General features: G+C 66.8%; 25 protein-coding genes. 9 read left to right on the top strand and 16 right to left on the bottom strand.

Going from position 1 to position 24,929, the window contains the following annotated elements; genetic code table 11:
- Window positions 1-24: 24 nt before the first annotated feature.
- From mreD to LGM89_RS14835, 3 genes are all read right to left on the bottom strand, one after another.
- A complete protein-coding gene (mreD, locus tag LGM89_RS14845; RefSeq protein WP_060255153.1) occupies window positions 25-537 on the bottom strand; it encodes a rod shape-determining protein MreD in 513 nt (170 codons plus the stop codon).
- Window positions 534-1,604, bottom strand: coding sequence for a rod shape-determining protein MreC (gene mreC / locus LGM89_RS14840; RefSeq protein ID WP_226207997.1), 1,071 nt, complete (start codon window positions 1,602-1,604; stop codon window positions 534-536). Before mreC ends, mreD begins: the two co-directional genes overlap by 4 nt.
- 125 nt (window positions 1,605-1,729) lie before the next feature.
- Window positions 1,730-2,773, bottom strand: a complete 1,044-nt coding sequence (locus LGM89_RS14835) for a rod shape-determining protein (protein ID WP_004189550.1) — start codon at window positions 2,771-2,773, stop codon at window positions 1,730-1,732.
- 367 nt (window positions 2,774-3,140) lie between these two features.
- Here LGM89_RS14835 and gatC point away from each other — a divergent pair, with 367 nt between their 5' ends.
- From gatC to LGM89_RS14810, 5 genes are all read left to right on the top strand, one after another.
- Window positions 3,141-3,440, top strand: coding sequence for an Asp-tRNA(Asn)/Glu-tRNA(Gln) amidotransferase subunit GatC (gene gatC / locus LGM89_RS14830; RefSeq protein WP_089426585.1), 300 nt, complete (start codon window positions 3,141-3,143; stop codon window positions 3,438-3,440).
- 69 nt (window positions 3,441-3,509) lie between these two features.
- On the top strand, window positions 3,510-5,000 hold the full coding sequence (gatA, locus tag LGM89_RS14825) for an Asp-tRNA(Asn)/Glu-tRNA(Gln) amidotransferase subunit GatA (protein WP_089495844.1): 1,491 nt from the start codon (window positions 3,510-3,512) through the stop codon (window positions 4,998-5,000).
- Window positions 5,001-5,004: 4 nt separating this feature from the next.
- Window positions 5,005-6,480, top strand: a complete 1,476-nt coding sequence (gene gatB, locus LGM89_RS14820; RefSeq protein ID WP_089461776.1) for an Asp-tRNA(Asn)/Glu-tRNA(Gln) amidotransferase subunit GatB — start codon at window positions 5,005-5,007, stop codon at window positions 6,478-6,480.
- A 118-nt stretch (window positions 6,481-6,598) separates the two neighbouring features.
- Complete coding sequence (locus tag LGM89_RS14815; protein ID WP_226207999.1) at window positions 6,599-7,438, top strand: polyphosphate kinase 2 family protein; 840 nt, start codon at window positions 6,599-6,601, stop codon at window positions 7,436-7,438.
- 40 nt (window positions 7,439-7,478) lie between these two features.
- Entirely contained in the window at window positions 7,479-8,252 is a 774-nt protein-coding gene (locus LGM89_RS14810; RefSeq protein ID WP_226273302.1) for an exodeoxyribonuclease III, read from the top strand.
- A gap of 123 nt (window positions 8,253-8,375) precedes the next feature.
- On the opposite strand, the gene LGM89_RS14805 is transcribed toward LGM89_RS14810, so the two are convergent.
- Window positions 8,376-9,428 (bottom strand): NAD(P)-dependent alcohol dehydrogenase, encoded by a 1,053-nt coding sequence (locus LGM89_RS14805; protein WP_069249139.1) that lies wholly within the window; start codon window positions 9,426-9,428, stop codon window positions 8,376-8,378.
- A 227-nt stretch (window positions 9,429-9,655) separates the two neighbouring features.
- Here LGM89_RS14805 and LGM89_RS14800 point away from each other — a divergent pair, with 227 nt between their 5' ends.
- Window positions 9,656-10,600 carry an AraC family transcriptional regulator gene (locus tag LGM89_RS14800; protein ID WP_089495839.1) on the top strand — a complete coding sequence of 315 codons (945 nt, stop codon included), beginning with the start codon at window positions 9,656-9,658 and terminating at the stop codon, window positions 10,598-10,600.
- A 30-nt stretch (window positions 10,601-10,630) separates the two neighbouring features.
- Here LGM89_RS14800 and LGM89_RS14795 read toward each other — a convergent pair whose 3' ends face one another.
- The 7 genes from LGM89_RS14795 to argB form a co-directional block, all read right to left on the bottom strand.
- Window positions 10,631-11,668, bottom strand: coding sequence for a M48 family metallopeptidase (locus tag LGM89_RS14795; protein WP_226273301.1), 1,038 nt, complete (start codon window positions 11,666-11,668; stop codon window positions 10,631-10,633).
- Window positions 11,658-13,079: an AmpG family muropeptide MFS transporter gene (locus LGM89_RS14790; protein WP_089426578.1), complete on the bottom strand. Its 1,422-nt coding sequence runs from the start codon at window positions 13,077-13,079 to the stop codon at window positions 11,658-11,660. Before LGM89_RS14790 ends, LGM89_RS14795 begins: the two co-directional genes overlap by 11 nt.
- Before the next feature lie 127 nt (window positions 13,080-13,206).
- Window positions 13,207-13,815, bottom strand: a complete 609-nt coding sequence (metW, locus tag LGM89_RS14785) for a methionine biosynthesis protein MetW (protein ID WP_006755281.1) — start codon at window positions 13,813-13,815, stop codon at window positions 13,207-13,209.
- The gene (gene metX / locus LGM89_RS14780) at window positions 13,812-14,957 is read right to left on the bottom strand and encodes a homoserine O-succinyltransferase MetX (protein ID WP_089457109.1); all 1,146 of its coding nucleotides are present in this window, start codon (window positions 14,955-14,957) and stop codon (window positions 13,812-13,814) included. Before metX ends, metW begins: the two co-directional genes overlap by 4 nt.
- A gap of 267 nt (window positions 14,958-15,224) precedes the next feature.
- Window positions 15,225-15,890 (bottom strand): nucleoid occlusion factor SlmA, encoded by a 666-nt coding sequence (gene slmA, locus LGM89_RS14775; protein ID WP_226273300.1) that lies wholly within the window; start codon window positions 15,888-15,890, stop codon window positions 15,225-15,227.
- Complete coding sequence (locus LGM89_RS14770) at window positions 15,857-16,648, bottom strand: pyrimidine 5'-nucleotidase (protein WP_089441257.1); 792 nt, start codon at window positions 16,646-16,648, stop codon at window positions 15,857-15,859. Before LGM89_RS14770 ends, slmA begins: the two co-directional genes overlap by 34 nt.
- Entirely contained in the window at window positions 16,645-17,544 is a 900-nt protein-coding gene (gene argB / locus LGM89_RS14765) for an acetylglutamate kinase (RefSeq protein ID WP_006490510.1), read from the bottom strand. Before argB ends, LGM89_RS14770 begins: the two co-directional genes overlap by 4 nt.
- Window positions 17,545-17,849: 305 nt before the next feature.
- Here argB and LGM89_RS14760 point away from each other — a divergent pair, with 305 nt between their 5' ends.
- The 3 genes from LGM89_RS14760 (at window position 17,850) to LGM89_RS14750 (ending at window position 20,142) form a co-directional block, all read left to right on the top strand.
- Window positions 17,850-18,074 (top strand): cysteine-rich CWC family protein, encoded by a 225-nt coding sequence (locus LGM89_RS14760; protein WP_089495835.1) that lies wholly within the window; start codon window positions 17,850-17,852, stop codon window positions 18,072-18,074.
- A 90-nt stretch (window positions 18,075-18,164) separates the two neighbouring features.
- Window positions 18,165-19,586: an ATP-binding protein gene (locus tag LGM89_RS14755; protein ID WP_089495834.1), complete on the top strand. Its 1,422-nt coding sequence runs from the start codon at window positions 18,165-18,167 to the stop codon at window positions 19,584-19,586.
- 13 nt (window positions 19,587-19,599) lie between these two features.
- On the top strand, window positions 19,600-20,142 hold the full coding sequence (locus LGM89_RS14750) for a response regulator transcription factor (RefSeq protein WP_021156278.1): 543 nt from the start codon (window positions 19,600-19,602) through the stop codon (window positions 20,140-20,142).
- A gap of 10 nt (window positions 20,143-20,152) precedes the next feature.
- Here LGM89_RS14750 and LGM89_RS14745 read toward each other — a convergent pair whose 3' ends face one another.
- The 5 genes from LGM89_RS14745 to LGM89_RS14725 all read right to left on the bottom strand — a co-directional run bounded on the left by LGM89_RS14745 (window position 20,153) and on the right by LGM89_RS14725 (window position 24,804).
- On the bottom strand, window positions 20,153-20,515 hold the full coding sequence (locus LGM89_RS14745) for a hypothetical protein (RefSeq protein WP_226273299.1): 363 nt from the start codon (window positions 20,513-20,515) through the stop codon (window positions 20,153-20,155).
- Window positions 20,516-20,691: 176 nt separating this feature from the next.
- Window positions 20,692-22,035, bottom strand: a complete 1,344-nt coding sequence (gene hslU, locus LGM89_RS14740) for an ATP-dependent protease ATPase subunit HslU (RefSeq protein WP_089495832.1) — start codon at window positions 22,033-22,035, stop codon at window positions 20,692-20,694.
- A 10-nt stretch (window positions 22,036-22,045) separates the two neighbouring features.
- Entirely contained in the window at window positions 22,046-22,582 is a 537-nt protein-coding gene (hslV, locus tag LGM89_RS14735; protein WP_011353540.1) for an ATP-dependent protease subunit HslV, read from the bottom strand.
- A 239-nt stretch (window positions 22,583-22,821) separates the two neighbouring features.
- Complete coding sequence (gene dksA / locus LGM89_RS14730) at window positions 22,822-23,238, bottom strand: RNA polymerase-binding protein DksA (RefSeq protein WP_006477498.1); 417 nt, start codon at window positions 23,236-23,238, stop codon at window positions 22,822-22,824.
- A gap of 486 nt (window positions 23,239-23,724) precedes the next feature.
- Window positions 23,725-24,804 (bottom strand): CobW family GTP-binding protein, encoded by a 1,080-nt coding sequence (locus tag LGM89_RS14725; RefSeq protein ID WP_226273298.1) that lies wholly within the window; start codon window positions 24,802-24,804, stop codon window positions 23,725-23,727.
- Window positions 24,805-24,929 lie beyond the last annotated feature (125 nt).

The following is a 24,929-nucleotide window of genomic DNA, read 5'->3' as shown; positions in this document are numbered from 1 at the left end:
GGGTATTCAAGGCAGGCCCCTGGCTCAGATGGGGCGCGTATCGTCCGGATCGACCGGGCGGCGTTGCGGCATCAGCAGCAGGTGGCTCGCGATCGGCCACAGCGCGGCTTCGACGAAGCCGTCGACCAGGTAGCGCCAGCCCGGGAACGCGGCGCCCATCACGAGGCGGATCAGGAACGGCACGAGCTGCGCGACGACCAGGAGCGGCGTGACGTACAGCACCTGCACGCCGATCGGCATCCACAGCACGCGGCGGTGGATCGTGATCGCGCCGTACGACAGCAGCGTATAGGCGAGCGCATGCTCGCCGAGCAGCCCCGCGTCATGCACGTCCATCAGGATGCCGAGCGCGAACGCGACGCCCATCCCGACCTTGCGCGGCTGGTGGATGTTCCAGAACAGCAGTACGAGCGCGACGAAGTCGGGCACGCCGGGCAGGCGGCCCCACGGCATCAGGTTCAGCAGGAACGCGGCGGCGAGGCTGAAGACGATGAAGTACGGATTGACCGGCTGCAGGATGTATTGCGGGCGATTCATCGCTGGGCTCCTGATTGCCCGGCGCCGGGCTTCGCGGGCGTGGCGGCGGGCTTGGCCGGCGCGGCCGGCGCCGCAGGCTTCGCGCCGGGCTGGGCCGCGGCGGCCGGCTTCGCGTTCGCGTCAGCCTTGTCGGCCTTTTCGCTCTTCTCGCCCTTCGCGGCGGCTTTCGCGCCTTTCTTGCCCTTCGTGTTCTTGTCGGCGGCCGGATCGGGCTCGGCCGGGCGCGGCGGGATGTCGTTCTGGTAATGCAGCACGAGCATCTGGCGCGCGCCGCGCACGGCGGCGATCGGCGCGCAGGTCACGCGCGCGAACGCCGTATCGGCGAGCTTGTCGACGCGCACGACCTTCGCGACCGGCAGGCCGGGCGGATAGACGCCGTCGAGGCCGCTCGTGACGAGCTCGTCGCCGACGACGAGATCCGCGCTGGTCGGCACGAAGCGCAAATCGAGCGAATCGCCCTTCGGCGTGCCGTAGATCACGCTGCGCAGGCCGGTGCGCAGCACCTGCACGGGAATCGCGAGATCGCGGTCGGTGACCAGCGTGACTTCGGACTGCAGCGGGAACACGCGCGTGACCTGGCCGACCACGCCGTTTTCGCTCACGACGGGCGCGCCGTTCTGGATGCCCTGCTGCGAACCCTGGCCGATCACGATCTTCTGCGTGAACGGATCGCTCGTGTCGTACTGGATCTCGGCCGGCGTCGATTGCGTCGCGATGTGCTGGCGCAGTTCGAGCACCGCGCGCAGGTGCGCGTTCTCCTGCGTGAGCACGGCGGCCTGGTTGGCTTGCGTGGACAGCTGCAGGTTGCGCTTGCGGAGGTCGTCGTTCTCGTGGCGCAGCGATGCGCCGGTGACGGCGATGTCGGCCGCGCCCATGAACAGGTCGCGCGGCACGAGCGCGGCGCGCTGCAGCGGATAGAGCACGGTGCCGAGCACGCCGCGGACGATTTCGAGCGTGCTGAAGCGCGCGTCCGAGACGAGGAGCGCGATCGCGAGGGCAACGAAGAAGATGAGCCGCGCGAGCGCGGGCGGACCTTGCTTGAAGAGGGGCGGCGGACTGTATTCCATGGTCGGCGCCGGGCGCGAATGATCGGTTAAATGATGCTCAGACGCGCAAACGGCGCGGCGGTTCGTTCTAAACGAGCGAGCCGGCCACGCCGCGGTTGCGTCATGTCAGGGAACTGCCTGGACGATCACTCGTACGAGAAGATGCTGCCCAGCTTGTCCATGCGCTCGAGCGCCATGCCCGAACCGCGTACGACGCAGGTGAGCGGATCTTCCGCGACGAGCACCGGCAGGCCGGTTTCTTCCGCGAGCAGGCGATCGAGGTCGCGCAGCAGTGCGCCGCCGCCCGTCAGCATCATCCCGCGTTCGGCGATGTCGGCGCCGAGTTCCGGCGGCGTCTGTTCGAGCGCGATCTTCACCGACGATACGATCTGGTTCAGCGGATCGGTCAGCGCTTCGAGGATTTCGTTGCTGGAGATCGTGAAGCTGCGCGGAATGCCTTCCGACAGGTTGCGGCCCTTCACTTCCATTTCCTTGACTTCGGAGCCCGGGAACGCGGAGCCGATTTCCTTCTTGATCGCCTCGGCGGTCTGTTCGCCGATCAGCATCCCGTAGTTGCGGCGGATGTAGTTGACGATCGCCTCGTCGAACTTGTCGCCGCCGACGCGCACCGAACCCTTGTACACGATGCCGCCGAGCGAGATCACGCCGACTTCCGTCGTGCCGCCGCCGATGTCGACGACCATCGAGCCGGTGGCTTCCGACACCGGCAGGCCCGCGCCGATCGCAGCGGCCATCGGCTCTTCGATCAGGTAGACCTGCGAGGCGCCGGCGCCGTGCGCGGCTTCCTTGATCGCGCGGCGCTCGACCTGGGTCGAGCCGCACGGCACGCAGATGATGATGCGCGGCGACGGCGAGAACATGCGCGACTCGTGGGCCGTCTTGATGAACTGCTTGATCATCTGCTCGGTGACGGTGAAGTCGGCGATCACGCCGTCCTTCATCGGGCGGATCGCCTCGATGTTGCCCGGCACCTTGCCGAGCATCTGCTTGGCTTCCTTGCCGACTGCCTGGATGGTCTTCTTGCCGTTGGGGCCGCCTTCCTGGCGGATCGACACGACGGAGGGCTCATCGAGCACGATGCCCTTGCCGCGCATGTAGATCAGGGTGTTTGCGGTGCCGAGGTCGATCGCGAGATCGTTGGAGAAGTAGCTGCGCAAAAAACCGAACATTCAGAATCCTGTTTCGCTCTGGGCCGGCCCTGCATAGCGAGCGCTGAGGGCGGCAGCGGAAAAAATAACAGCCTCGGGAAGCGTGGCGGAAGCGGCCGCCGCGGCGCACGAAGCTGCGAGTGATGTCTACCGGGGATCGCACGATGCACGCACGGCCTGCCGAAGCGGGGCGAAACGGTGCGGGAAAAGGCTGCCGGGTTTGGGTCGAACGCGTAATGATACCTTATAATTTCACGGTATTTGAATCGAAACGGGCGGTATTTTTGCCGCTTCGGCCCCGATTTTTGAGGGTGGGATCGCACCCTCCAACCCCCCGCCGCAGCGCTGCTTTAGATGCGCTGCGCAGCCTTGTTTTTCCGGTGATCGCATGGCCCTGACCCTGACCGATGTGAAACGCATCGCGCACCTGGCGCGACTCGAAATGGCCGACGCCGACGCCGAGCACATGCTCGGCCAGCTCAATGAACTCTTCGGCCTCGTCGAGCAGATGCAGGCGGTCGACACCGCCGGCATCGCGCCGCTCGCCCACCCGATCGAACAGATCCAGGCAGTCGCGCAGCGCCTGCGCGACGACGCCGTGACGGAAGTCGTCAATCGCGACGACAACCAGCGTCCGGCGCCGGCCGTCCAGGACGGCCTCTATCTCGTGCCGAAGGTGATCGAGTAAGCATTCGATGACAAGCGCGCCGCCGCTGCTGCGCCGCGCGCCACCCAGAATTCCCAGGAAAACCACTCAATGCACGCAAAAAGCCTGACCGAACTGCGCGCCGCGCTCGCCGCCAAGGAATGCTCGGCCGTCGAGCTCGCGCAGCTCTACCTGAAACGGATCGAAGCCGCGCGCGACCTGAACGCGTTCGTCCACGTCGACGCCGATCTCACCCTCGCGCAGGCGAAAGCCGCCGATGCCGAGCTCGCGCGCGGCGCGGGCGGCGCGCTCACCGGCCTGCCGATCGCGCACAAGGATGTCTTCGTCACGCGCGGCTGGCGCTCGACCGCCGGCTCGAAGATGCTCGCGAATTACGAGAGCCCCTTCGACGCGACCGTCGTCGCCCGCCTGCAGGCGGCCGGCATGGTCACGCTCGGCAAGACCAACATGGACGAGTTCGCGATGGGCTCGTCCAACGAGAATTCGGCGTTCGGTGCGGTGAAGAACCCGTGGGACACGAACGCGGTGCCGGGCGGCAGCTCGGGCGGCAGCTCGGCCGCGGTGGCCGCGCGCCTCGCGCCGGCCGCGACCGGCACCGACACCGGCGGCTCGATCCGCCAGCCCGCGTCGTTCGCGGGCGTGACGGGCATCAAGCCGACCTACGGCCGCGTGTCGCGCTACGGGATGATCGCGTTCGCGTCGTCGCTCGACCAGGGCGGCCCGATGGCGCAGAGCGCGTCCGACTGCGCGCTGCTGCTGAACGGAATGGCCGGCTTCGACGAGCGCGACTCGACGAGCCTCGAGCGCGACGACGAGGATTTCACGCGCCACCTCGGCCAGCCGTGGGCCGCCGGCAACGACGCGGGCAAGCCGCTCGCGGGCCTGCGCATCGGCCTGCCGAACGAGTATTTCGGCGACGGCCTCGCCGACGACGTGCGCGCGGCGATCGACGCGGCACTGAAGCAATATGAAGCGCTCGGCGCGACGCTCGTGCCCGTGTCGCTGCCGAAGACGGAACTGTCGATCCCCGTGTACTACGTGATCGCGCCGGCTGAAGCGTCGTCGAACCTGTCGCGTTTCGACGGCGTGCGCTTCGGCCACCGCGCCGCGCAGTACGGCGACCTGCTCGACATGTACAAGAAGTCGCGCGCGGAAGGCTTCGGGCCTGAAGTGAAGCGCCGGATCCTGGTCGGCACGTACGTGCTGTCGCACGGCTACTACGACGCGTACTACCTGCAGGCGCAGAAGATTCGCCGCATCATCGCGAACGATTTCCAGGAAGCGTTCAAGTCCTGCGACGTGATCATGGGCCCGGCGTCGCCGACGGTCGCATGGGATCTCGGCTCGAAGGGCGACGATCCGGTGCAGATGTATCTCGCGGATATCTACACGCTGTCGGTGAGCCTCGCCGGCCTGCCCGGCATGAGCGTGCCGTGCGGCTTCGGCGCGGGCGCGAATGCGAAGCGCCCGGTCGGCCTGCAGATCATCGGCAACTATTTCAACGAAGCCCGGATGCTGCAGGTCGCCGACGCGTTCCAGCGCGCGACCGACTGGCACAAGCAAGTTCCGGCAGGGGTGTAAGCATATGGCTACTCAATGGGAAGTCGTCATCGGTCTCGAGACGCACGCGCAACTGTCGACCGTCTCGAAGATTTTCTCGGGCGCATCGACGCAGTTCGGCGCCGAGCCGAACACGCAGGCCTGCCCGGTCGACCTGGCGCTGCCGGGCGTGCTGCCGGTGCTGAACCGCGGCGCGGTCGAACGCGCGATCCGCTTTGGCCTCGCGATCGGCTCGACCATCGCGCCGCGCAGCATCTTCGCGCGCAAGAATTATTTCTACCCCGATCTGCCGAAGGGCTATCAGATCAGCCAGTACGAGATTCCGGTCGTGCAGGGCGGCCAGATCACGATTCAGGTGCCCGCCAACGAGAAGGCCGGCAAGGAAGCGTACGAAAAGACGGTCAACCTGACCCGCGCGCACCTCGAGGAAGACGCAGGCAAGTCGCTGCATGAAGACTTCGCCGGGATGACCGGGATCGACCTGAACCGCGCGGGCACGCCGCTGCTCGAGATCGTCACCGAGCCGGAAATGCGCAGCGCGGCCGAGGCCGTGGCCTACGCGAAGGCGCTGCACGGGCTCGTCGTGTGGCTCGGTATCTGCGACGGCAACATGCAGGAAGGCTCGTTCCGCTGCGACGCGAACGTGTCGGTGCGCCCGGTCGGCCAGGAGAAGTTCGGCACGCGTGCGGAAATCAAGAACCTGAACTCGTTCCGGTTCCTCGAGGAAGCGATCAACTACGAAGTGCGTCGCCAGATCGAGCTGATCGAGGACGGCGGCGAAGTCGTGCAGGAAACGCGCCTCTACGATCCGGACAAGCGCGAGACGCGTTCGATGCGCAGCAAGGAAGACGCGCACGACTACCGCTACTTCCCCGACCCCGACCTGATGCCGCTCGTGATCGGCCAGGACTGGATCGAGCGCGTGCAGTCCGGGATGCCCGAGCTGCCGGCCGCGATGCAGCAGCGTTTCGCCGACGAATACGGCGTGTCCGCGTACGACGCAGGCGTGCTGACGTCGAGCAAGGCGATGGCCGCGTACTTCGAGGCCGTGGTCGCGAAGGCCGGCACCGCGAATGCGAAGATTGCCGCGAACTGGCTGATGGGCGACGTTTCGTCGCAGCTGAACCGCGACGGCATCGAAATCGACGCGATTCCGGTCTCGGCCGCGCAGCTCGCACTCGTGCTGCAGCGCATCGCCGACGGCACGATCTCGAACAAGATCGCGAAGGAAATCTTCGCGACGATCTGGGACGAGAAGGCCGACGACGAAGGGGCGGCCGACCGCATCATCGACGCGAAGGGGCTAAAGCAGATCTCCGACACCGGCGCGCTGGAAGCGATCATCGACGAAGTGCTCGCGGCGAACGCGAAGTCGGTCGAGGAATTCCGCGCGGGCAAGGAAAAGGCGTTCAACGCGCTGATCGGCCAGGCAATGAAGGCGACGAAGGGCAAGGCCAATCCGCAGCAGGTCAACGAACTGCTGAAGAAGAAGCTCGGCTGAGCATGACCGCGCGCCTGACCCGCGCATGACGACGGGCCGCCCCGAACCGGATCGGGGCGGCCCGTTGCGTTTGGTGGATGCGTTATCGTATGCACCACAGCGTCCAACGGAGGAACGAATGGCGAAACAACCGTCGCTCGACGATTTCCGCGTGCCGTACTGCACGCGCGAGAAGGAAGCCGCAGCATTCAAGCTCGATGCGTTCGACCCGGCCGCGAAGCCGTTCTCGTCCGGTTCGAAGGACGACGACCGCGCACGGCTGTCGGCCGTGTCGACCGAGCTCGACGTGCAGCAGGAGCGCCTGCACACGCAGCAGAAGAAGCGCGTGCTGCTCGTGCTGCAGGGGATGGATACCAGCGGCAAGGACGGCACCGTGCGCGCGGTGTTCCGCGAGGTCGATCCGCTCGGCCTGCGCGTCGTGCCGTTCAAGGCGCCCACGCCGATCGAGGCCGCGCACGACTTCCTGTGGCGCGTGCATGCGCAGGTGCCGGCCGCGGGCGAGCTCGCGATCTTCAACCGCAGCCACTACGAAGACGTGCTCGTGCCGCGCGTGCTCGACCTGATCGACACGAAGGAATGCGAGCGCCGCTACCGGCAGATCCGCGATTTCGAGACGATGCTGGTCGAGAACGGCACGACGATCATCAAGTGCTTCCTGCACATCTCGAAGGACGAGCAGCGCGCGCGGCTGCAGGCGCGTATCGACGATCCGGCCAAGCACTGGAAGTTCGACATCTCCGATCTCGACGCGCGCAAGCACTGGGACGCGTACCAGTCCGCCTACCGCGACGCGCTCGCCGCGACGTCCGCCGAGCATGCGCCGTGGTACGTGATCCCGGCGAACTCGAAGACGCACCGCAACGTGATGATCGCCGAGCTGCTGCTGCGCACGATGACCGACATGAAGCTGGAATTCCCGCCGCCGAAGCCCGAACTCGAAGGCGTGAAGATCCGCTAAGCTGCCCCCCTGAAAAACATCGAACTGAACGGAATCCGACATGATGCGAGTGATTACCGCCAACCTGAACGGCATCCGCTCCGCCGCGAAGAAGGGCTTCTTCGAGTGGCTCGGCGAACAGAACGCCGATTGCGTGTGCGTACAGGAAATCAAGGTCTCGGCCGACGACCTGCCCAGCGAATTCGTCGAGCCGCACGGCTTCAAGAGCTATTTCCACCACGCCGAGAAGAAGGGTTACAGCGGCGCGGGCGTGTACAGCCGCCGCGAGCCCGATGACGTGATCATCGGCTTCGGCAGCAGCGAATTCGATGCCGAAGGGCGCTATGTCGAGGCGCGCTACGGCAAGCTGTCGGTCGTGTCGGTGTACGTGCCGTCCGGCTCGAGCGGCGAAGAGCGCCAGCAGGCGAAGTACCGCTTCATGGACGAGTTCATGCCGCACCTCGCCGCGCTGAAGAAGAAGCGCGAGGTGATCCTGTGCGGCGACGTGAACATCGTCCACAAGGAAATCGACATCAAGAACTGGAAGAGCAACCAGAAGAATTCGGGCTGCCTGCCGGAAGAGCGCGAGTGGCTCACGAAGCTGTTCGACGATGTCGGCTATGTCGACGTGTTCCGCACGCTCGATCAGCGCCCGGAGCAGTACACGTGGTGGAGCAACCGCGGCCAGGCGTATGCGAAGAACGTCGGGTGGCGGATCGATTACCAGATCGCGACGCCGGGCGTCGCCGGCACCGCGAAAAGCACGTCGATCTTCAAGGACATCAAGTTCAGCGACCATGCGCCGCTGACGGTGGACTACGACTACAAGAAGTGATGTTCCGCGAGTGACGTTCCGCGCTGCGCCGCGCGCGCAGCAGCCGGAGGCGAAAACGGGCCGCATGTCGAACATGCGGCCCGTTTCGTTTGGAGCGGCGATCGTGCGTGTCGCCTTCGGCGCTTACTGCTTGATCGACGCCATGTCGATCACGAACCGGTACTTCACGTCGCTCTTCAGCATCCGCTCGTAGGCCGCATTGATCTGCTGCATCGGAATCGTTTCGATATCCGACGTGATCCCGTGCTCCGCGCAGAAATCGAGCATTTCCTGCGTTTCCGCGATCCCGCCGATCAGCGAGCCGGCGAGGCGGCGGCGCTTGAAGATCAGGTTGAACACCTGCGGCGACGGATGGTCGTGCTCCGGCGCGCCGACCAGCGTCATCGTGCCGTCGCGCTTCAGCAGGTGCAGGAACGGGTTCAGGTCGTGCTGCGCGGCGACCGTGTTCAGGATGAAGTCGAAGCTGTTCAGGTGCGCGTTCATCTGCGCCTCGTCCTTCGAGATCACGACTTCGTGCGCGCCGAGCCGCTTGCCGTCCTCGATCTTCGACGGCGACGTGGTGAACAGCACGACGTGCGCCCCCATCGCGCGCGCCAGCTTCACGCCCATGTGGCCGAGGCCGCCGAGCCCGACGATACCGACCTTCTTGCCGGGGCCGACGTTCCACTGCCGCAGCGGCGAGTAGGTCGTGATCCCCGCGCACAGCAGCGGCGCGGCGCCGGCCGGGTCGAGCGTCTCGGGCACGCGCAGCACGAACGCCTCGTCGACGACGAGTTGCGTCGAATAGCCGCCGAACGTGATGTCGCCCGTCACGCGATCCTGGCCGTTGTAGGTGCCGACGAAGCCGTTCTCGCAATATTGCTCGAGGCCTTCTTCGCAGCTCGCGCAGGTGCGGCACGAATCGACGAGGCAGCCGACGCCGACCAGTTCGCCGACCTTGAAGCGCGTTACTTCCGGGCCGGTCGCGGTCACGCGGCCGACGATTTCATGGCCCGGCACGACCGGATAGATCGTGTTGCGCCATTCGTTGCGGGCCTGGTGCAGGTCCGAGTGGCAGACGCCGCAGTAGAGGACGTCGATCTGGACGTCGAGGTCGCGCAGCGCGCGACGCTGGAATTCGAACGGGGCGAGCGGCGAGCGCGAATCGGTCGCCGCGTAGGCATAGGTAGTGCTCATGCGATGGGCTCCTTGTCCGGAAAGCATCCGGCGAAACAGACTGCCGTCGCATCATGTGGCGATGCGGCGAGGCAGGACGTCATCGTAAGGAGCGCGGCGCCGCAGTGAAATACCCGAAGGTCTGGAAGATTTGCCTATTCCTCTCGAACTGCATGCAAACAGCCGTCAAAACACGTTCACGGTGCTACATTGCGAGCCAGATTCTCTTGCCGGACAGGACCACGCAGATGAGCTTCGAGCCCCTTTTCACCGACACGGGCGACCGTGTGCAGCGCCGCATGGTCGAGCTGCATACGCGCCTCGCGCCGAACGAGGGCGACACGCTCGCGGCGCTCGACGGCGTGCGCTTCATCCGCGTGAGCCGTCCGGCGCCGCGCATGCCCGTGTTGTACGAGCCGAGCATCGTCGTCGTGTGCCAGGGGCGCAAGCTCGGCTATCTCGGCGAGCGTTCGTTCGTGTACGACGCGCAGCAGTATCTCGTGCTGTCGGTGCCGCTGCCGTTCGAATGCGAGACCTTCGCGAGCCAGGACGAGCCGTTTCTCGCGATCTCGATCCGCGTCGATCTCGCGGTGATCGCCGAGCTCGCGATCCTGCTCGACGAGACGCTCGGTGCGCCCGTCAGCGAGCCGCTCGGCGTGGATTCGACGCCGCTCGACGCGCCGCTGGCGGATGCCGTGCTGCGACTGCTCGAAGCGCTCGCGTCGCCGCACGACACGCGCGTGCTGGGCCCCGCGATCATGCGCGAGATCGCGTATCGGGTGCTGACGGGCGAGCAGGGCGACGCGATCCGCGCGGCGCTCGTCCAGCAGCATCACTTCGGCCGCATCGCGAAGGCGCTGCGGCGCATCCATGCGGACCTGAAGGCCGATCTCGACGTCGAGACGCTCGCGCGCGAGGCGGGCATGAGCCTCGCGGTGTTCCACGCGCAGTTCAAGCACGTGACGGCGACGTCGCCGATGCAGTACGTGAAGGCCGCGCGGCTGCACCAGGCGCGGCTGATGATGGTGCAGGACGGCGTCGGCGCCGGTGCGGCGGCCTCGCGTGTCGGCTATGCGAGCGCGTCGCAGTTCAGCCGCGAGTTCAAACGGCTGTTCGGCCGCAGCCCGGGTGACGAGGTGCGCTGGATGCGCGAAAGCGGCGCCCGGCCGGTCGCGGCGGAGGTGGATGGGTAGGGCGGCGTCGCGAGCGGCCGCGCGGGTCGCTCAGCGCCGCACGACCTTGCGCCGCTGCGCGCTGATGCCCGCGTAGTCGGGCAGTGTGTCGACGCGCTTGCCCACGGCCTTCGCGTACAGCGGCATGAGATCCGGCAGGCGGTTCAGCAGGTCCTGACGGCGGGCGGTGCTGTACGGGTGCGTATAGATGAAGCCCGTTGCCTTGTTGCCGCGTGTCGCGACCGCGAGCTTGTCCCACAGCGTGATCGCCGCGCGCGGATCGAAGCCCGCACGGGCGGCGATGTCGCCGCCGATCACGTCGGCTTCGGTCTCGTCGGTCGGGTCGTAGTGGAGCGACTGCAGGCGCTCGCCGAGATTCAGTGCCTGCGGCAGCGGCTCGCTGACGCCGAACAGCGGCGGCAATGCGGCTGCGCGCAGCGACGTCTGCGAGGTCGCGCTGAAGTTGCTGCGCGCGTGTTCGCGCAGCGCATGCGCGATGCCGTGCGCGAGCAGCACGCCGAGCTCGTCGTCGTTCAGGCGGACGCGGTCGAGCAGGCCGCCGTACACGAGCACCTTGCCGCCCGGCAGGCAGGTCAGGCGAATGTCGCGCGAGCGGATCACGTTGACGTCCCACGCCCAGCTCTTCACGCGGTCGTTCCATTTCACCGAATACGGCGCGAGCTTCGCGACGATCGCGCGCAGGCGCTTCACGCGCGGCTGGTTCGCCGGCAGCAGGCGGTTGCTGTCGGCGGCCGCCTGCACGATCTGCGCGTATTCGTTCGCGGTGAGCTGCTCGAGCAGCGGCGACGGGATCAGCGTGCGGAAGGCAATGGCGTCGCCGTAGCGGACCTGCTGCGATGTCTGCGCATACGCCTTCGTCGATGCGGCGGCGCCGGTCGGCTGCGCGGGTTCGGCGGTGGGCGGCTGAGCAGGGGCGGCGGGCGTTGAATTCGCCGACGGTGAAGCAGCGGCCGGCGCGGAGCCCGCGGCGGTGTCGGTCGCATGGGCGAACCCCGCGGCGAGCGCCGCGGCGCCGACGCTCAACGAAGCCGCAACGCGCGCGAGGCGGTGCAGGCCGTTACTGCGCACGGCTGGCCTCGCCATTGCGGGCGGTCCCGTTCCACGGCGCGATCTTGAACAGCAGCAGCATGCCGGGAATCGCGAGCGCGGTGCACACGATGAAGTAGTCGAACCAGCCGATCTTCGCGACGATGAAGCCGCTCGCGGCCGACGCGAGCGTGCGCGGCACCGACGCGAGACTCGTGAACAGCGCGAACTGCGTGGCCGTATAGCGCGGGTCGGTCGTGCTCGCGATGTACGCGACGAACGCGGCCATCGTCAGGCCGGTGGTGAAGGTTTCGACGCCGTAGACGAGCGCGAGCGCGACCGTCATCGGGCTGAATTGCGGGGTGACCGCAATGCCGAACACCGACAGCACCGACGCGATCGCATGGCTCGTCGATACGGTGAAGTCGTAGAGCACCGCGAGCACGGGCGAGCCGGGGCCGAGCTGCGCGAGCCACGCGAAGCCGAGCGTCGACACCATCTGCAGCGCGCCGAAGATCCACAGCCCGCGGCCGATGCCGATCTTCACGAGCCAGACGCCGCCGATGATGCCGCCGGCGACGCTCGCGACGAGCGCGGTGGTCTTCGCGACGATGCCGATCTCGGTGCGCGAGAAGCCGATGTCGAGGAAGAACGACGTCGACAGCGTGGTGGCCATCGTGTCGCCGATCTTGAACAGGAAGATGAACGCGATGACGAGCAGCGCGCCGGCCCAGCCGTCGCGCTGGATGAATTCGCGGAACGGCAGCACGATCGCGTCGCGCAGGTTGCGCGGCGGCGCGCCGATCACTTCGGGCTCGCGCACCACGAGCGTCATCAGGATGCCAGGCAGCATGAACGCGCCGGTGAGCGCGAACACGACGTCCCACGGCAGGTGGTCGGACAGGATCAGCGCCAGCGAGCCGGGAATCAGCGCGGCGAGCTTGTACGCGTTCACGTGGATCGCGTTGCCGAGGCCCTGCTCGGTGTCGCGCAGCAATTCGCGGCGGTACGCATCGATCACGATGTCGGCGCTTGCGCCGAAGAACGCGACGAGCGTGGTGAGCGCGGCGACCGTCCAGATCGAGTCGCGCGGCGACACGAAGCCGAGCGCGGCGATCGCGCCCGCGACCAGCAGCTGCGTGAGCAGCAGCCAGCCGCGCCGGCGGCCCGGCCGCCAGCCGGGCAGGCGCGGGACGTAGCGGTCCATCAGCGGCGCCCACAGGAACTTCCACGTGTACGGGAACTGGATCAGCGCGAACAGGCCAATTTCCTTCAGGTTCACGCCCTCGGAGCGCAGCCAGGCCTGCACGAGGTAGACGAGCGTGAAGAGGGGCAGACCCGACGTGAAACCGAGGAACACGCAGATCAGCATGTGCGTGTTCAGGTAGGCGCGCCAGCCGGGGTGATCCTCGTGAGCGGTGAGTGCGGGCGCCTCGTGTGGCGTTTTCGACATGGACTGGAACTGGATAGCGTTGACTGATTGCGGCGGCAGCGCAGGCGGCGGCGCGGGTCGTGCAGCGGCGCGGCCGCACGTGCGTGCGTGCGGGCGCGCCGACGGCGTCCGTCAACGGCTCCCCGGCTCAGCTGCGCTTGACGCGGTAGACAGCAAGACTACCACGCCAGTTCGCTCCCCATCGAATCGGTTGGCCTTCGTGCAGCACCACGCGGTCGAGGATCGTCACGCCGACTTCGGGCGCGAGCGCCTCGAAATCCTCGATCGTCAGCACCCGGACGTTCGGCGTGTTGTGCCACTGGTAAGGCAGCGACTTCGACACCGGCATCCGGCCGTTCAGCACCGACAGCCGGTGCGGCCAGTAGCCGAAATTCGGGAACGACACGATGCATTCGCGCCCGACCCGTGCGGTTTCGCGCAGGATCGCGGCCGTCTGGTGGATCGTCTGCAACGTCTGCGACAGGATCGCGATGTCGAAGCTGTGGTCCTCGAACAGGCGCAGGCCGTCTTCCAGGTTCTGCTGGATCACGTTGATGCCGTTCTTCGCGCTCGCGAGCACGCCCGCGTCGTTCAGCTCGATCCCGTAGCCGGTCACGTCCAGTTCTTCCATCAGCAGCGCGAGCAGCGAGCCGTCGCCGCAACCGAGGTCGAGCACCGTCGAGCGCGGTTCGACCCAGCGAGCGATCGTGCGGAAGTCCGCGCGTGCGGACAGGGAATTCAGCGCTTGCTGGTTCATGCGCCCACCTCGTTGGCGATTCGTTCGTAATACGCGCGGATCAGGTTGTGATAGCGCGCGTCGTCGAGCAGGAACGCGTCGTGGCCGTGCGGCGCGTCGATTTCCGCGTAGCTGACCGTGCGCTTGTTGTCGAGCAGCGCCTTCACGATCTCGCGCGAGCGCGCCGGCGCGAAACGCCAGTCGGTCGAGAAGCTCGCGATCAGGTATTTCGCCTGCGTGTGCGCGAGCGCGGCGGTCAGGTTGCCGTCGAACGCCTTGGCCGGATCGAAGTAGTCGAGCGCGCGCGTGATCAGCAGGTAGGTGTTCGCATCGAAGTAGTCGGCGAACTTGTCACCCTGGTAGCGCAGGTACGACTCGACCTCGAACTCGACGTCGAAGCTGAAGTTGTACGCGTCGAGCGCGCCGTCGGCGCGGCGCAGCGCACGGCCGAATTTCTCGGCCATGTCGTCGTCGGACAGGTACGTGATGTGGCCGATCATCCGCGCGACGCGCAGGCCGCGCTTCGGCTTCACGCCATGCGCGTAGTAGTCGCCGCCGTGGAAATCGGGATCGGACAGGATCGCCGAGCGCGCGACCTCGTTGAACGCGATGTTCTGCGCGGACAGCTTCGGCGTCGACGCGATGTCGATGCAGTGCGCGACGCGCTCCGGATACATCAGGCTCCACGCGAGCGCCTGCATCCCGCCGAGGCTGCCGCCCATCACCGCGGCGAAGCGCTCGATGCCGAAGGCATCCGCGACGCGCGCCTGCGCGTGCACCCAGTCCTCGACGGTGACGACCGGAAAGCTTGCGCCGTACGGCTTGCCGGTGGACGGGTCGACGCTCATCGGGCCGGTCGAGCCGAAGCACGAGCCGAGGTTGTTCACGCCGATCACGAAGAAGCGGTTGGTGTCGAGCGGCTTGCCCGGGCCGACCATGTTGTCCCACCAGCCGGTGCTGCGCGGATCGTCCGCATAGACGCCGGCGACGTGGTGCGACGCGTTGAGCGCGTGGCAGACGAGCACCGCGTTCGAGCGCGCGGCGTTGAGTTCGCCGTACGTCTCGACGACGAGCTGATAGTTGCCGAGCACGCTGCCGCTTTGCAAGCGCAGCGGTTCGGCGAAGTGCATGGTCTGTGGAGCGACGATGCCGATCGATTCCATTCGTTCCGCCTTATGACTGGGCAGCTAAATGGTGTCGGCGATGCGCGGAGTCGGAGATGCGCGGCTGACGACCTCTTTAGCCGCATTTGTAGTGAACCGCCGGGACGAGGACGAATCAAGGCCCTGGCTGGTTCGCGCGCCCGCAATCGAGTCAGCAAATCGGCGCGTGTCTGGCTGCCGCCCGAGGGGCGACAGTCGGCAAAGTATAGCGGAAATCGCGGCGCGCGGATTCGGGCGCGGAGGCGGGGCCGCCGCGCCCGCGTCATCTCACTGCAGGATCAGCCGCAGATGCGCGTCGGCCTGCTCGCCCGGCGGTTTCTGGAACCCGCCCTTCGCGAAGCGGTGCCATCGGCCGATCACGTAGCTGACGAGCAGGCTCGCGCGGGCAGCCGGATCGTAGTCGGCCGGCAGCACGAACGGCAGCGCGCCGTCCTGCGGCGCGTTCGCCTCGGTGCGCGCGACGCGCAGGCATTGCTTGACGGTCGCCTCGATGCGGTCGAGCAGCTGGTTCACGCGCTCGGTGAGCCGCTCGTCCTCGCCGACCAGCGCCTCGCCGGTCAGCACGCGTGTCATGCCGGGGTTCTTCGCGGCGAAATTGAGCATCGTCAGTGCGATCGTGCGTGCCTGTTGCACCCCGTTCGGCTCTTTCGCGACGATCTGGTTGACGAGCCCGAAGAGGGCCTGCTCGATGAACTCGATCAGCCCTTCGTACATCTTCGCCTTGCTGGTGAAATGCCGGTACAGCGCGGCTTCCGACACGTCGAGCCGGGCCGCGAGCGCGGCGGTCGTGATCTTCTCGGGCTTGGGCGCCTCGAGCATCGTCGCGAGTGTCTGCAGGATCATCACGCGGCGCTCGCCCGGTTTCGGGCGCGGCCGGGTGGGTGTGGCCTGGTCTTCCTTTACGGCTTGGTCCTGCGGGTAAGTCGGCTGCATTTTTGTCGCCCCGATCGTGTGCCCAGTCGCAGCGATTTTAACGAACGAATGCGCTGGTCGACATAGTGGGGGCGTCCGGTAACCGGCAGATGGCCCGGCAGGTGCCCCGTGATCCATACCGTGCCGATGCCGAGACGCTTGTAGCGCTTCAGGTGGCCACGCGTATCCTCGACGAGGATCGTGTCGGCCATGCGCGCATGGGCGGCGCGCAGCGTCCGGCGCAGCATCGTGTGATCGGGCTTCGCGCGCCACGTGCGCCGGTCGCGCATGTGCTCGATCGCGATCACGCGCTCGAACAGCCGCTCGATGCGCAGCTCGCGCAGCACCGCGCGCGCATAGTTCTCCGGCGCGTTGGTCAGGATCAGCTTGCGGCCCGGCAGCGCGGCGACGATGCGCGCGAGGCCGCGCTCGGCGCGCACCATCGCCGGCAGGTCGGAAAACGTGTGGACGACGCGCAGGAAGTCGTGCGGGTCGATCGGATGATGGCGCGTGAGGCCGAGGAGCGCGGCGCCGTAGCGCTCGGTGTAGCCGGTGCGCAGGCGGTCGGCTTCGGCGCGCTCGACCTGCAGCGCGTCGATGATGTACTGCGTCATCGCGCGGTTGATCTCGGGAAAGATCGCGTGCGATGCGTGGTGAAGGGTGTTGTCGAGATCGAACAGCCACACCGGCGCGCCGGCGCGGGGCCGGCTGCGCGACACGCGCCGGCGCCGCAGCGGGGCCGGCAAGTCGGGTGTGGCGGTCTTGCTGCGCTTGCTCAATGCGAGCGGATCATCGTGCCGAACGGCTGCTCGGTCAGGATTTCCAGCAGTACCGAGTGCTCGATCCGGCCGTCGACGATGTGCACCGACTTCACGCCGCTCTTCGCGGCGTCGAGCGCCGACGAGATCTTCGGCAGCATGCCGCCGGAGATCGTGCCGTCTTCGAACAGCGCATCGATCTCGCGTGCGGACAGGTCGGTCAGCAGGTTGCCGTCCTTGTCCATCACGCCCGGGATGTTGGTCATCATCAGCAGCTTCTCGGCGTTCAGCACCGTGGCGAGCTTGCCCGCGACGAGGTCGGCGTTGATGTTGTAGGAGAGGCCATCTTCACCGAAGCCGATCGGCGAGATCACCGGGATGAACGCGTCGTCCTGCAGCGCCTTCACGACGGCCGGGTTGATCGCCTCGACTTCGCCGACCTGGCCGATGTCGATGTACTGGCCCGGGTTGTCGCGGTCCGGCATCAGCAGCTTGCGCGCATGGATCAGGCCGCCGTCCTTGCCCGTCAGGCCCACCGCGTGGCCGCCGAAGTGGTTGATCAGCATCACGATGTCCTGCTGCACTTCGCCGCCCAGCACCCATTCGACGACTTCCATCGTCTCTTCGTCGGTGACGCGCATGCCCTGGATGAAGGTGCCGGCCTTGCCGATCTTCTTCAGTGCGTGATCGATCTGCGGACCGCCGCCGTGGACGATCACCGGATTGATGCCGACCAGTTTCAGCAGGATCACGTCGCGCGCGAAGCCTTGCTTGAGCCGCTCTTCCGTCATCGCGTTGCCGCCGTATTTGATGACCACGGTCTTGCCGTGATAACGGCGAATGTACGGCAGTGCCTCGGCGAGGATTTCTGCTTTCAGCGTGGGGGCGATCTGCGAGAGGTCGATGGGCTCGGACATGGCGGCGGCTCTGGCTGGGAACGGTTGAAACACGGCGAATTGTACAGGAGTGGCGCAGCGCAGCATCGGGTTTTTGGACGGGCCGGAACACCGGTGGCGCGGCCCGGGCACCGCGCGCGGCGGCCCGCCGGCTATGGCGCGGCGCGATGTGCGCCGCGCGACGGGCAGCGCTGCGCGGGCGTCGGCGGAGGGGCGGTTCGCGAGCGTTCGCGATGGCCCTCGGCCGAACGGCCGGCGTGCAAAATCCGTTCGCCGCGCTATGCTTGTCGCGTAGGGCGGCTTCCCGCCCGCTCGAGCGCTCCGCCATGACCGATCTTGCCGTCGACGCCCGTTCCGCCCCGCGCCGTGCACGGTGCCCGCACTGCGGGCGCAGCTTCGACTGCGGCGCCCGCACGCAGCCGTTCGAGTGCTGGTGCGCGTCGATGCCGGTCTTGCCCGGCGGTACGCCGCCCGCGGCCGGCGCCCGCTGCCGCTGCCCCGAGTGCCTGGCCAACGAGATCGCGCAGCGGATGGCCGGCGCGGCCGGCTGACGGCATCGGCCGCTCACGGGGCGTCCCGTTCAATGCGCTCCGATCCGGCCCCGCTAGAGGCGCCGCCCGCTAAACGGGTAAACTGCTCGGATGCAACGAATCACCACCACCGGGCGCGTCAACCTCAGTCACCTGTTCTGGCTCCGCAATCTCGCGATCATCGGCCAGCTGGTGACGATCGGCGTCGTGCAGACCTATTTCGGCGTGCATCTGCCGTTGCCGGCGATGCTGATGGTCATTGCGCTCGAAATCGTTTTCAACGCGCTGACCTGGGTGCGCGTGCTGCGTGCGCGGCCCGAGACCAATTTCGAGCTGCTCGGCCAATTGTGGGTCGACCTCGGCGCGCTGTCAGCGCTGCTGTTCCTGTCGGGCGGCACGACCAATCCGTTCGTGTCGCTGTACCTGCCTTCGCTCGCGATCGCGGCGGCCGTGCTGCCGTGGCACCTGATGATCTGGCTCGCGGCGTTCGCGGTCGCGTGCTACGCGGCGCTCGGCTTCGACTCGGTGCCGCTCAACATGGACAATCCCGCGAACCTGTTCGACTACTACCGTACCGGGATGTGGGCGAACTTCATGGTCAGCGTCGGGCTGATCGCGTGGTTCGTCGCGCGCATGTCGAATGCGCTGCGCCAGCGCGACGCGGCGCTCGGCGAGGCGCAGCAGCACCTGCTGCGCGACGAGCGGGCGGTCGCGCTCGGCGTGCAGGCCGCCACCGTCGCGCACGAAATGGGCACGCCGCTGTCGACGATCGCGATGCTCGCCGAAGAGCTGCGCGACGCGGCCCGCGACGATCCGGGGCTGGCCCGCTACGAGGCCGACCTGAAGGTGCTCGAGGAACAGATGACGCTCTGCACGTCGGCGCTCGCGCGCCTGCGCAGCCGCGCGAGCGCGCCCGCGAGCCGCCAGCCGGTGGACGACTGGCTCGACACGTTCGTCGAGCACTGGCGCCTGCGGCATCCGCACGTGCAGTTCGAATTGCTCGGCGCGCGCCCGGCGGGCGTCGCGCTCGACGACACGGTCGCGGCCGGCCAGATCCTGACGATCCTGCTCGACAACGCCGCGCGCGCGAGCCCGCGGCGCGTGACGTTGGCCGCGAAGGTCGCGCACGCCGGCACGGCCGACGAGATCGAATTCGAGGTATGCGACGACGGGCCCGGCATTCCGGCCTCACTGCGCGAATCGCTCGGCGCGATGCCGGTCGACAGCACGCAGGGCGGGCACGGGGTCGGCCTGTATCTCGCGTTCAGCGCGGCCGCGCGGCTCGGCGGCGAGATCGAACTGTCCGATGTCGTGCCGCGCGCGGCGGGCGGCAACGGACGGGCCGGCAGTGCGGCGAATGGTCACGCCGCGGCGGGATCGGCACCGCGCGCGGGCCAGCGCGTCGCCGAACGGACAAGCGGCACGCCGCCGGACAGCCGCCCGGCCGGTACGACCGCCGCGCGCGGCACGCGGGCCGTGCTGCGGCTGCCGGTCGTGCGCGTCGCGGCATCGGCCGCCTCAACCAACACGTAGACGGAGAAACCACATGAGCGAGAACAATTTCCTGGTGATCGACGACAACGAGGTGTTCGCGGGCACGCTCGCGCGCGGCCTCGAGCGGCGCGGTTACGCGGTCCAGCAGGCGCACGACAAGGAGGCGGCGCTGCGGCTCGCCGCGGGCGGCAAGTTCCAGTTCATCACCGTCGACCTGCATCTCGGCGAGGATTCGGGCCTGAGCCTGATCGCACCGCTGTGCGACCTGCAGCCCGACGCGCGGATCCTGGTGCTGACGGGCTACGCGAGCATCGCGACCGCCGTGCAGGCGGTGAAGGAAGGCGCCGACAACTATCTCGCGAAGCCCGCGAACGTCGAGTCGATCCTGGCCGCGCTGCAGACCAACGCGACCGAAGTGCAGGCCGACGAAGCGTTGGAGAATCCGGTCGTGCTGTCGGTCGACCGGCTCGAATGGGAGCACATCCAGCGCGTGCTGGCCGAGAACAACAACAATATTTCGGCGACCGCGCGTGCGCTGAACATGCACCGCCGCACGCTGCAGCGCAAGCTCGCGAAGAAGCCGGTGCGGCAGTAAGCGGGACGCGTCAGACGTGCGAGCGCGAGGCCCGCGACAGGCAGGCGACGATCTCGCGTTTCAGCAGGCGCGCGATGAGCGTCGAGTAGATGAGGTTCGCGAGAAACGGCGCGAACCCGCCGATCACGAGCGGCACGGCCAGTGGCCACGGCTTTGCCGATACGCCGGTCGCGATGGAGTGGATGCCGACGCTGAACGCCACGCTGGCGAGCGCGATACCCGCCAGCGTACCGAGCCATGCGAGTACGAACGCGACGTTGTAGCGCCGCAGCGACTCCCGCCTGATCCGGCGCATGAGCGACAGGATGTCGGCGCGCGTGAGCGTGAGCAGGGCCGGCACGATTCGGCCGGCGATGGACGGATAGATGGTCATCGGAGGCGGTGACGAATGCGTCTGTTCGTAGCCAGAGGAGTCCAGATTATAGGGACGCACCGAAACGCTTGCCATCAGCCTCGCTCCGGGGGCAGTCCGTGCGCCGTATCGCATGGCGATAAAAAAACGGGCGACTCCGTCAGGGGCCGCCCGTTTTTCGTCCGACGCCGCGCGCGTTACAGCACGTAGCGCGACAGGTCTTCGTCCTGCGACACTTCGCCGAGTGCGCGGTCGACATACTTCGCGTCGATCGTCACGCGCTCGCCGGCGTGGTTGCCGGCCGAGAACGACACTTCCTCGAGCAGCTTCTCGATCACCGTGTACAGCCGGCGCGCACCGATGTTCTCGGTCTTCTCGTTGACCGAATAGGCAATCTCCGCGAGGCGGCGGATGCCGTCGTCGGCGAATTCGAGCTGTACGTCTTCGGTCGCGAGCAGCGCCTGGTACTGCTTGACGAGGCTTGCGTCGGTCGCGATGAGGATCGCTTCGAAATCGTTCACCGACAGCGAGTCGAGCTCGACGCGGATCGGGAAGCGGCCCTGCAGTTCCGGAATCAGGTCGCTCGGCTTCGCGAGGTGGAACGCGCCGCTCGCGATGAACAGGATGTGATCGGTCTTCACCATCCCGTACTTCGTGTTGACCGTCGTGCCTTCGACGAGCGGCAGCAGGTCGCGCTGCACGCCCTGGCGCGACACTTCACCGCCGCTGCCTTCGTTGTTGCGCGACGTGATCTTGTCGATCTCGTCGAGGAACACGATGCCGTTCTGCTCGACGTTCTGCACGGCCTTCGTCTTCACTTCCTCGTCGTTGAGCATCTTCGCCGCTTCCTCGTCGGTCAGCAGCTTCAGCGCTTCCTTGATCTTCACCTTGCGGCGCTGCTTCTTGCCGCTGCCGAGGTTCGAGAACATCGAGCGGATCTGCTCGGTCATCTCTTCCATCCCCGGCGGCGCCATGATGTCCATGCCGGCCGACGGCTGCTCGAGGTCGAGCTCGACTTCCTTGTCGTCGAGCTGGCCTTCGCGCAGGCGCTTGCGGAACGTCTGACGCGTCACGTTGTTGTCGTCGTTCGCGTGCTCGGCGTTGCCGCCGAAGCCCACTGCGCGCGGTTGCGGCAGCAGGATGTCGAGGATGCGGTCTTCCGCCTGGTCGGTCGCCTTGCTGCGCACCTTGCGCATCTCGGTTTCACGCGTCTGCTTGACCGAGATCTCGATCAGGTCGCGCACGATGCTGTCGACGTCGCGGCCGACGTAGCCGACTTCGGTGAACTTGGTCGCTTCGATCTTGATGAACGGCGCGTCGGCGAGCTTCGCGAGGCGGCGTGCGATTTCGGTCTTGCCGACACCCGTCGGCCCGATCATCAGGATGTTCTTCGGCGTGATTTCCTGGCGCAGCGGGTCGGCGACCTGCTGGCGGCGCCAGCGGTTGCGCAGCGCGACCGCGACGGCCTTCTTCGCCTTCGCCTGGCCGATGATGTGCTTGTCGAGTTCCGAGACGATCTCGGCAGGGGTCATGGTGCTCATGGTGCGGTCCTTACTCGATCGTTTCGATGATGCGGTTGTGGTTCGTGTAGATGCACATGTCGCCGGCGATCTCGAGCGACTTCTCGACGATCTCGCGCGGCGACAGCTCGGTGTTCTCCGCGAGCGCGCGGGCTGCCGCCTGCGCATACGCACCACCCGAGCCGATCGCGCAGATGCCTTCCTCGGGGTCGAGTACGTCGCCGTTGCCGGTGATGACGAGCGTGGTGGTGGCGTCGGCCGTGATCAGCATCGCCTCGAGGCGGCGCAGCATCCGGTCGGTGCGCCAGTCTTTCGCGAGCTCGACGGCCGCACGGGTCAGGTTGCCCTGGTGCTTCTCGAGCTTCGCCTCGAAGCGGTCGAGCAGCGAGAACGCATCGGCGGTGCCGCCCGCGAATCCGACCAGCACCTGGTTGTTGTAGATCCGCCGCACTTTCCGCGCGCCACCCTTCATGACGATGTTGCCGAGGGTTACCTGGCCGTCGCCGCCGAGCGCGACCTTGTCGCCGCGCCGGACCGAAACGATGGTCGTGCCGTGAAATTGCTCCATCTGCGTTCCTTGAGAAAAACGGGGAAGAGTCGGGGGGCGCGAGGCGCCGCCGCGTAACTCGCAGTGCGCCGGGAAGCGGCCCGGCGCGCGTCCGTTTCATTTTAGGGCGGGCGCCGGGATATCAAGAGGCGGGGTGGGCAAATCGGCGGCCGGCGGGGAACCGGTGCCGGAAAAACAAAAAGCGCGCGGCAGGCCGCGCGCTTTCGGGAAGCAGCGTGTCTGAGCGGAACGCCGCTCGATCAGTCGCCGAACAGCTTCTGGCGCAACTCGCGGCGCTCTTGCGCCTCGAGCGACAGCGTGGCGGTCGGACGCGCGAGCAGGCGCGGAATGCCGATCGGCTCGCCGGTTTCCTCGCACCAGCCGTAATCGCCGGAATCGATGCGGGCGAGCGACTGCTGAACCTTCTTGAGGAGCTTGCGTTCGCGATCGCGCGTACGCAGTTCGAGCGCGTGCTCTTCCTCGATCGTCGCGCGATCGGCGGGGTCGGGCACGATCACCGTCTCGCGCAGGTTCTCGGTCGTCTGGCCTGCATTCTTGAGGATGTCCGCCTGCAACTGTTCGAGCCGATTTTTGAAGAAGGCGAGCTGATCCTCATTCATGTAATCCTTGTCGCTCATCTTCAGGATTTCGGCTTCGGTCAAGAGTTTCTTCGTCATCTGCTTGCTTCTTCAATGTGCGGCAAATCGATAGATATTGCCTGCACTTTGGGATTACCCGCAACCGCGCTTGCAATCATTTGCGATTTGCCGCCGCGGGGCCGAAAGCCTCTGGAAAACCGGTTCTCAAATACCAGGATAGGCCTGGCGCGGAGTTGCGCGCGCTGCGAACCGGTGTGCTGCGCGGCACATCGCATCGGCCGCGGCCGGGAGGCGGATTGGCGATCCGGCGCGGTTGCGATGCCCGGAAAACTGGTTCAGCAAGAACCGGGCCTGTTTGTTGCCGTACTCCAGCGGGCACGTATTGTAACTGAATCGCAAGCGGGCGCCGTATCGGGTCGATCCCCGTCGGCTGCGCCAATATCTAGAAAATATAACGCGCAAATCGCGAAAAAGCGATGACGGCGAAACCCTGCCCAAAAAGGGCGCCTCCCGGCCGCCGCAGCCGCCTGCGCGGCGGCATGTGCGGCGGGTTGCCCGCGCGCGTCAGGCGAGGCAGGCGTCGAGGCCGTCGGTGATCAGGTCCTGCGGCAGATCGACGCCGATGAACACCATCTTGTTCGTCTTCTTCTCGACCGGCAGCCACTTCGACGCGAGGTCGCTGCCCATCATCTGATGCACGCCCTGGAACACGACCTTGCGATCGACGCCCTTCATGTACAGCACGCCCTTGTAGCGCAGCATCCGCTCGCCGTAGATCTGCAGGATGCCGCCGAGGAAGTCTTCCAGCTTGTTCGGGTCGAACGGGCGGTCGTTGCGGTACACGAACGACTTGATCTTGTCGTCGTGGTGCGCGTGGTGGTGAGGGTGGTGGCCATGGTCGTGATCGTGCGCGCATTGACCGTGATCGTGGTCGCAACTGGCGTGATCGTGATCATGGTCGTGATCGTGGTGGTGATGCGCGTGATCGTCCTCGGCGAGGAAGTCGGGGTCGATCTCGAGCTTCGCGTTCAGGTTGAAGCCGCGCAGGTCGAAGATTTCCTTGATGTCCGCTTCGCCGAAGTTCACGACCTTGATCGCGGCCTTCGGGTTCATGTGCATCAGGCGGTGCTTGAGGCCGGCCACCGTCTGGTCGTCGACCAGGTCCGACTTCGTGATGAACAGGCGATCGGCGAAGCCGACCTGGCGCTGCACGACTTCGTGCTCGTCGAGCTGCGCGTTCGCATGCTTCGCGTCGACCAGCGTGATGACCGCGTCGAGCAGGAAATCGTCAGCGATTTCGCTGTCGATGAAGAAGGTTTGCGCGACCGGGCCCGGATTCGCGAGGCCGGTCGTTTCGATCACGATGCGGTCGAAGTCGAGCTTGCCTTCGCGCTTCTTCGCGGCGAGCTCGCCGAGCGTGCGTGCGAGGTCGCCGCGGATCGTGCAGCAGATGCAGCCGTTGCTCATCTGGATGATCTGCTCGTTCGAATCCTGGATGAGGATTTCGTTGTCGATGTTCTCTTCGCCGAACTCGTTCTCGATCACGGCGATCTTCATGCCGTGCTGTTCGTTCAGGATGCGCTTGAGCAGCGTCGTCTTGCCGCTGCCGAGGAAGCCGGTGAGGATGGTGACGGGAGTGGCCATGTCAATCGCCTGTGGTTCGTGAATCGGGGTCAAAACCAGGATGTGCATCGCGCCCGGGGCTTTGCCAGCCGGGGCGCACAACCATCCATTGAAACATACCTGTCAAGCCCTCGCCCGTCGTCCGA

Source organism: Burkholderia sp. AU31624 (genome assembly GCF_020420065.1).
GTDB lineage: Bacteria > Pseudomonadota > Gammaproteobacteria > Burkholderiales > Burkholderiaceae > Burkholderia.
This window is presented reverse-complemented; position numbering and strand designations above follow the sequence as displayed.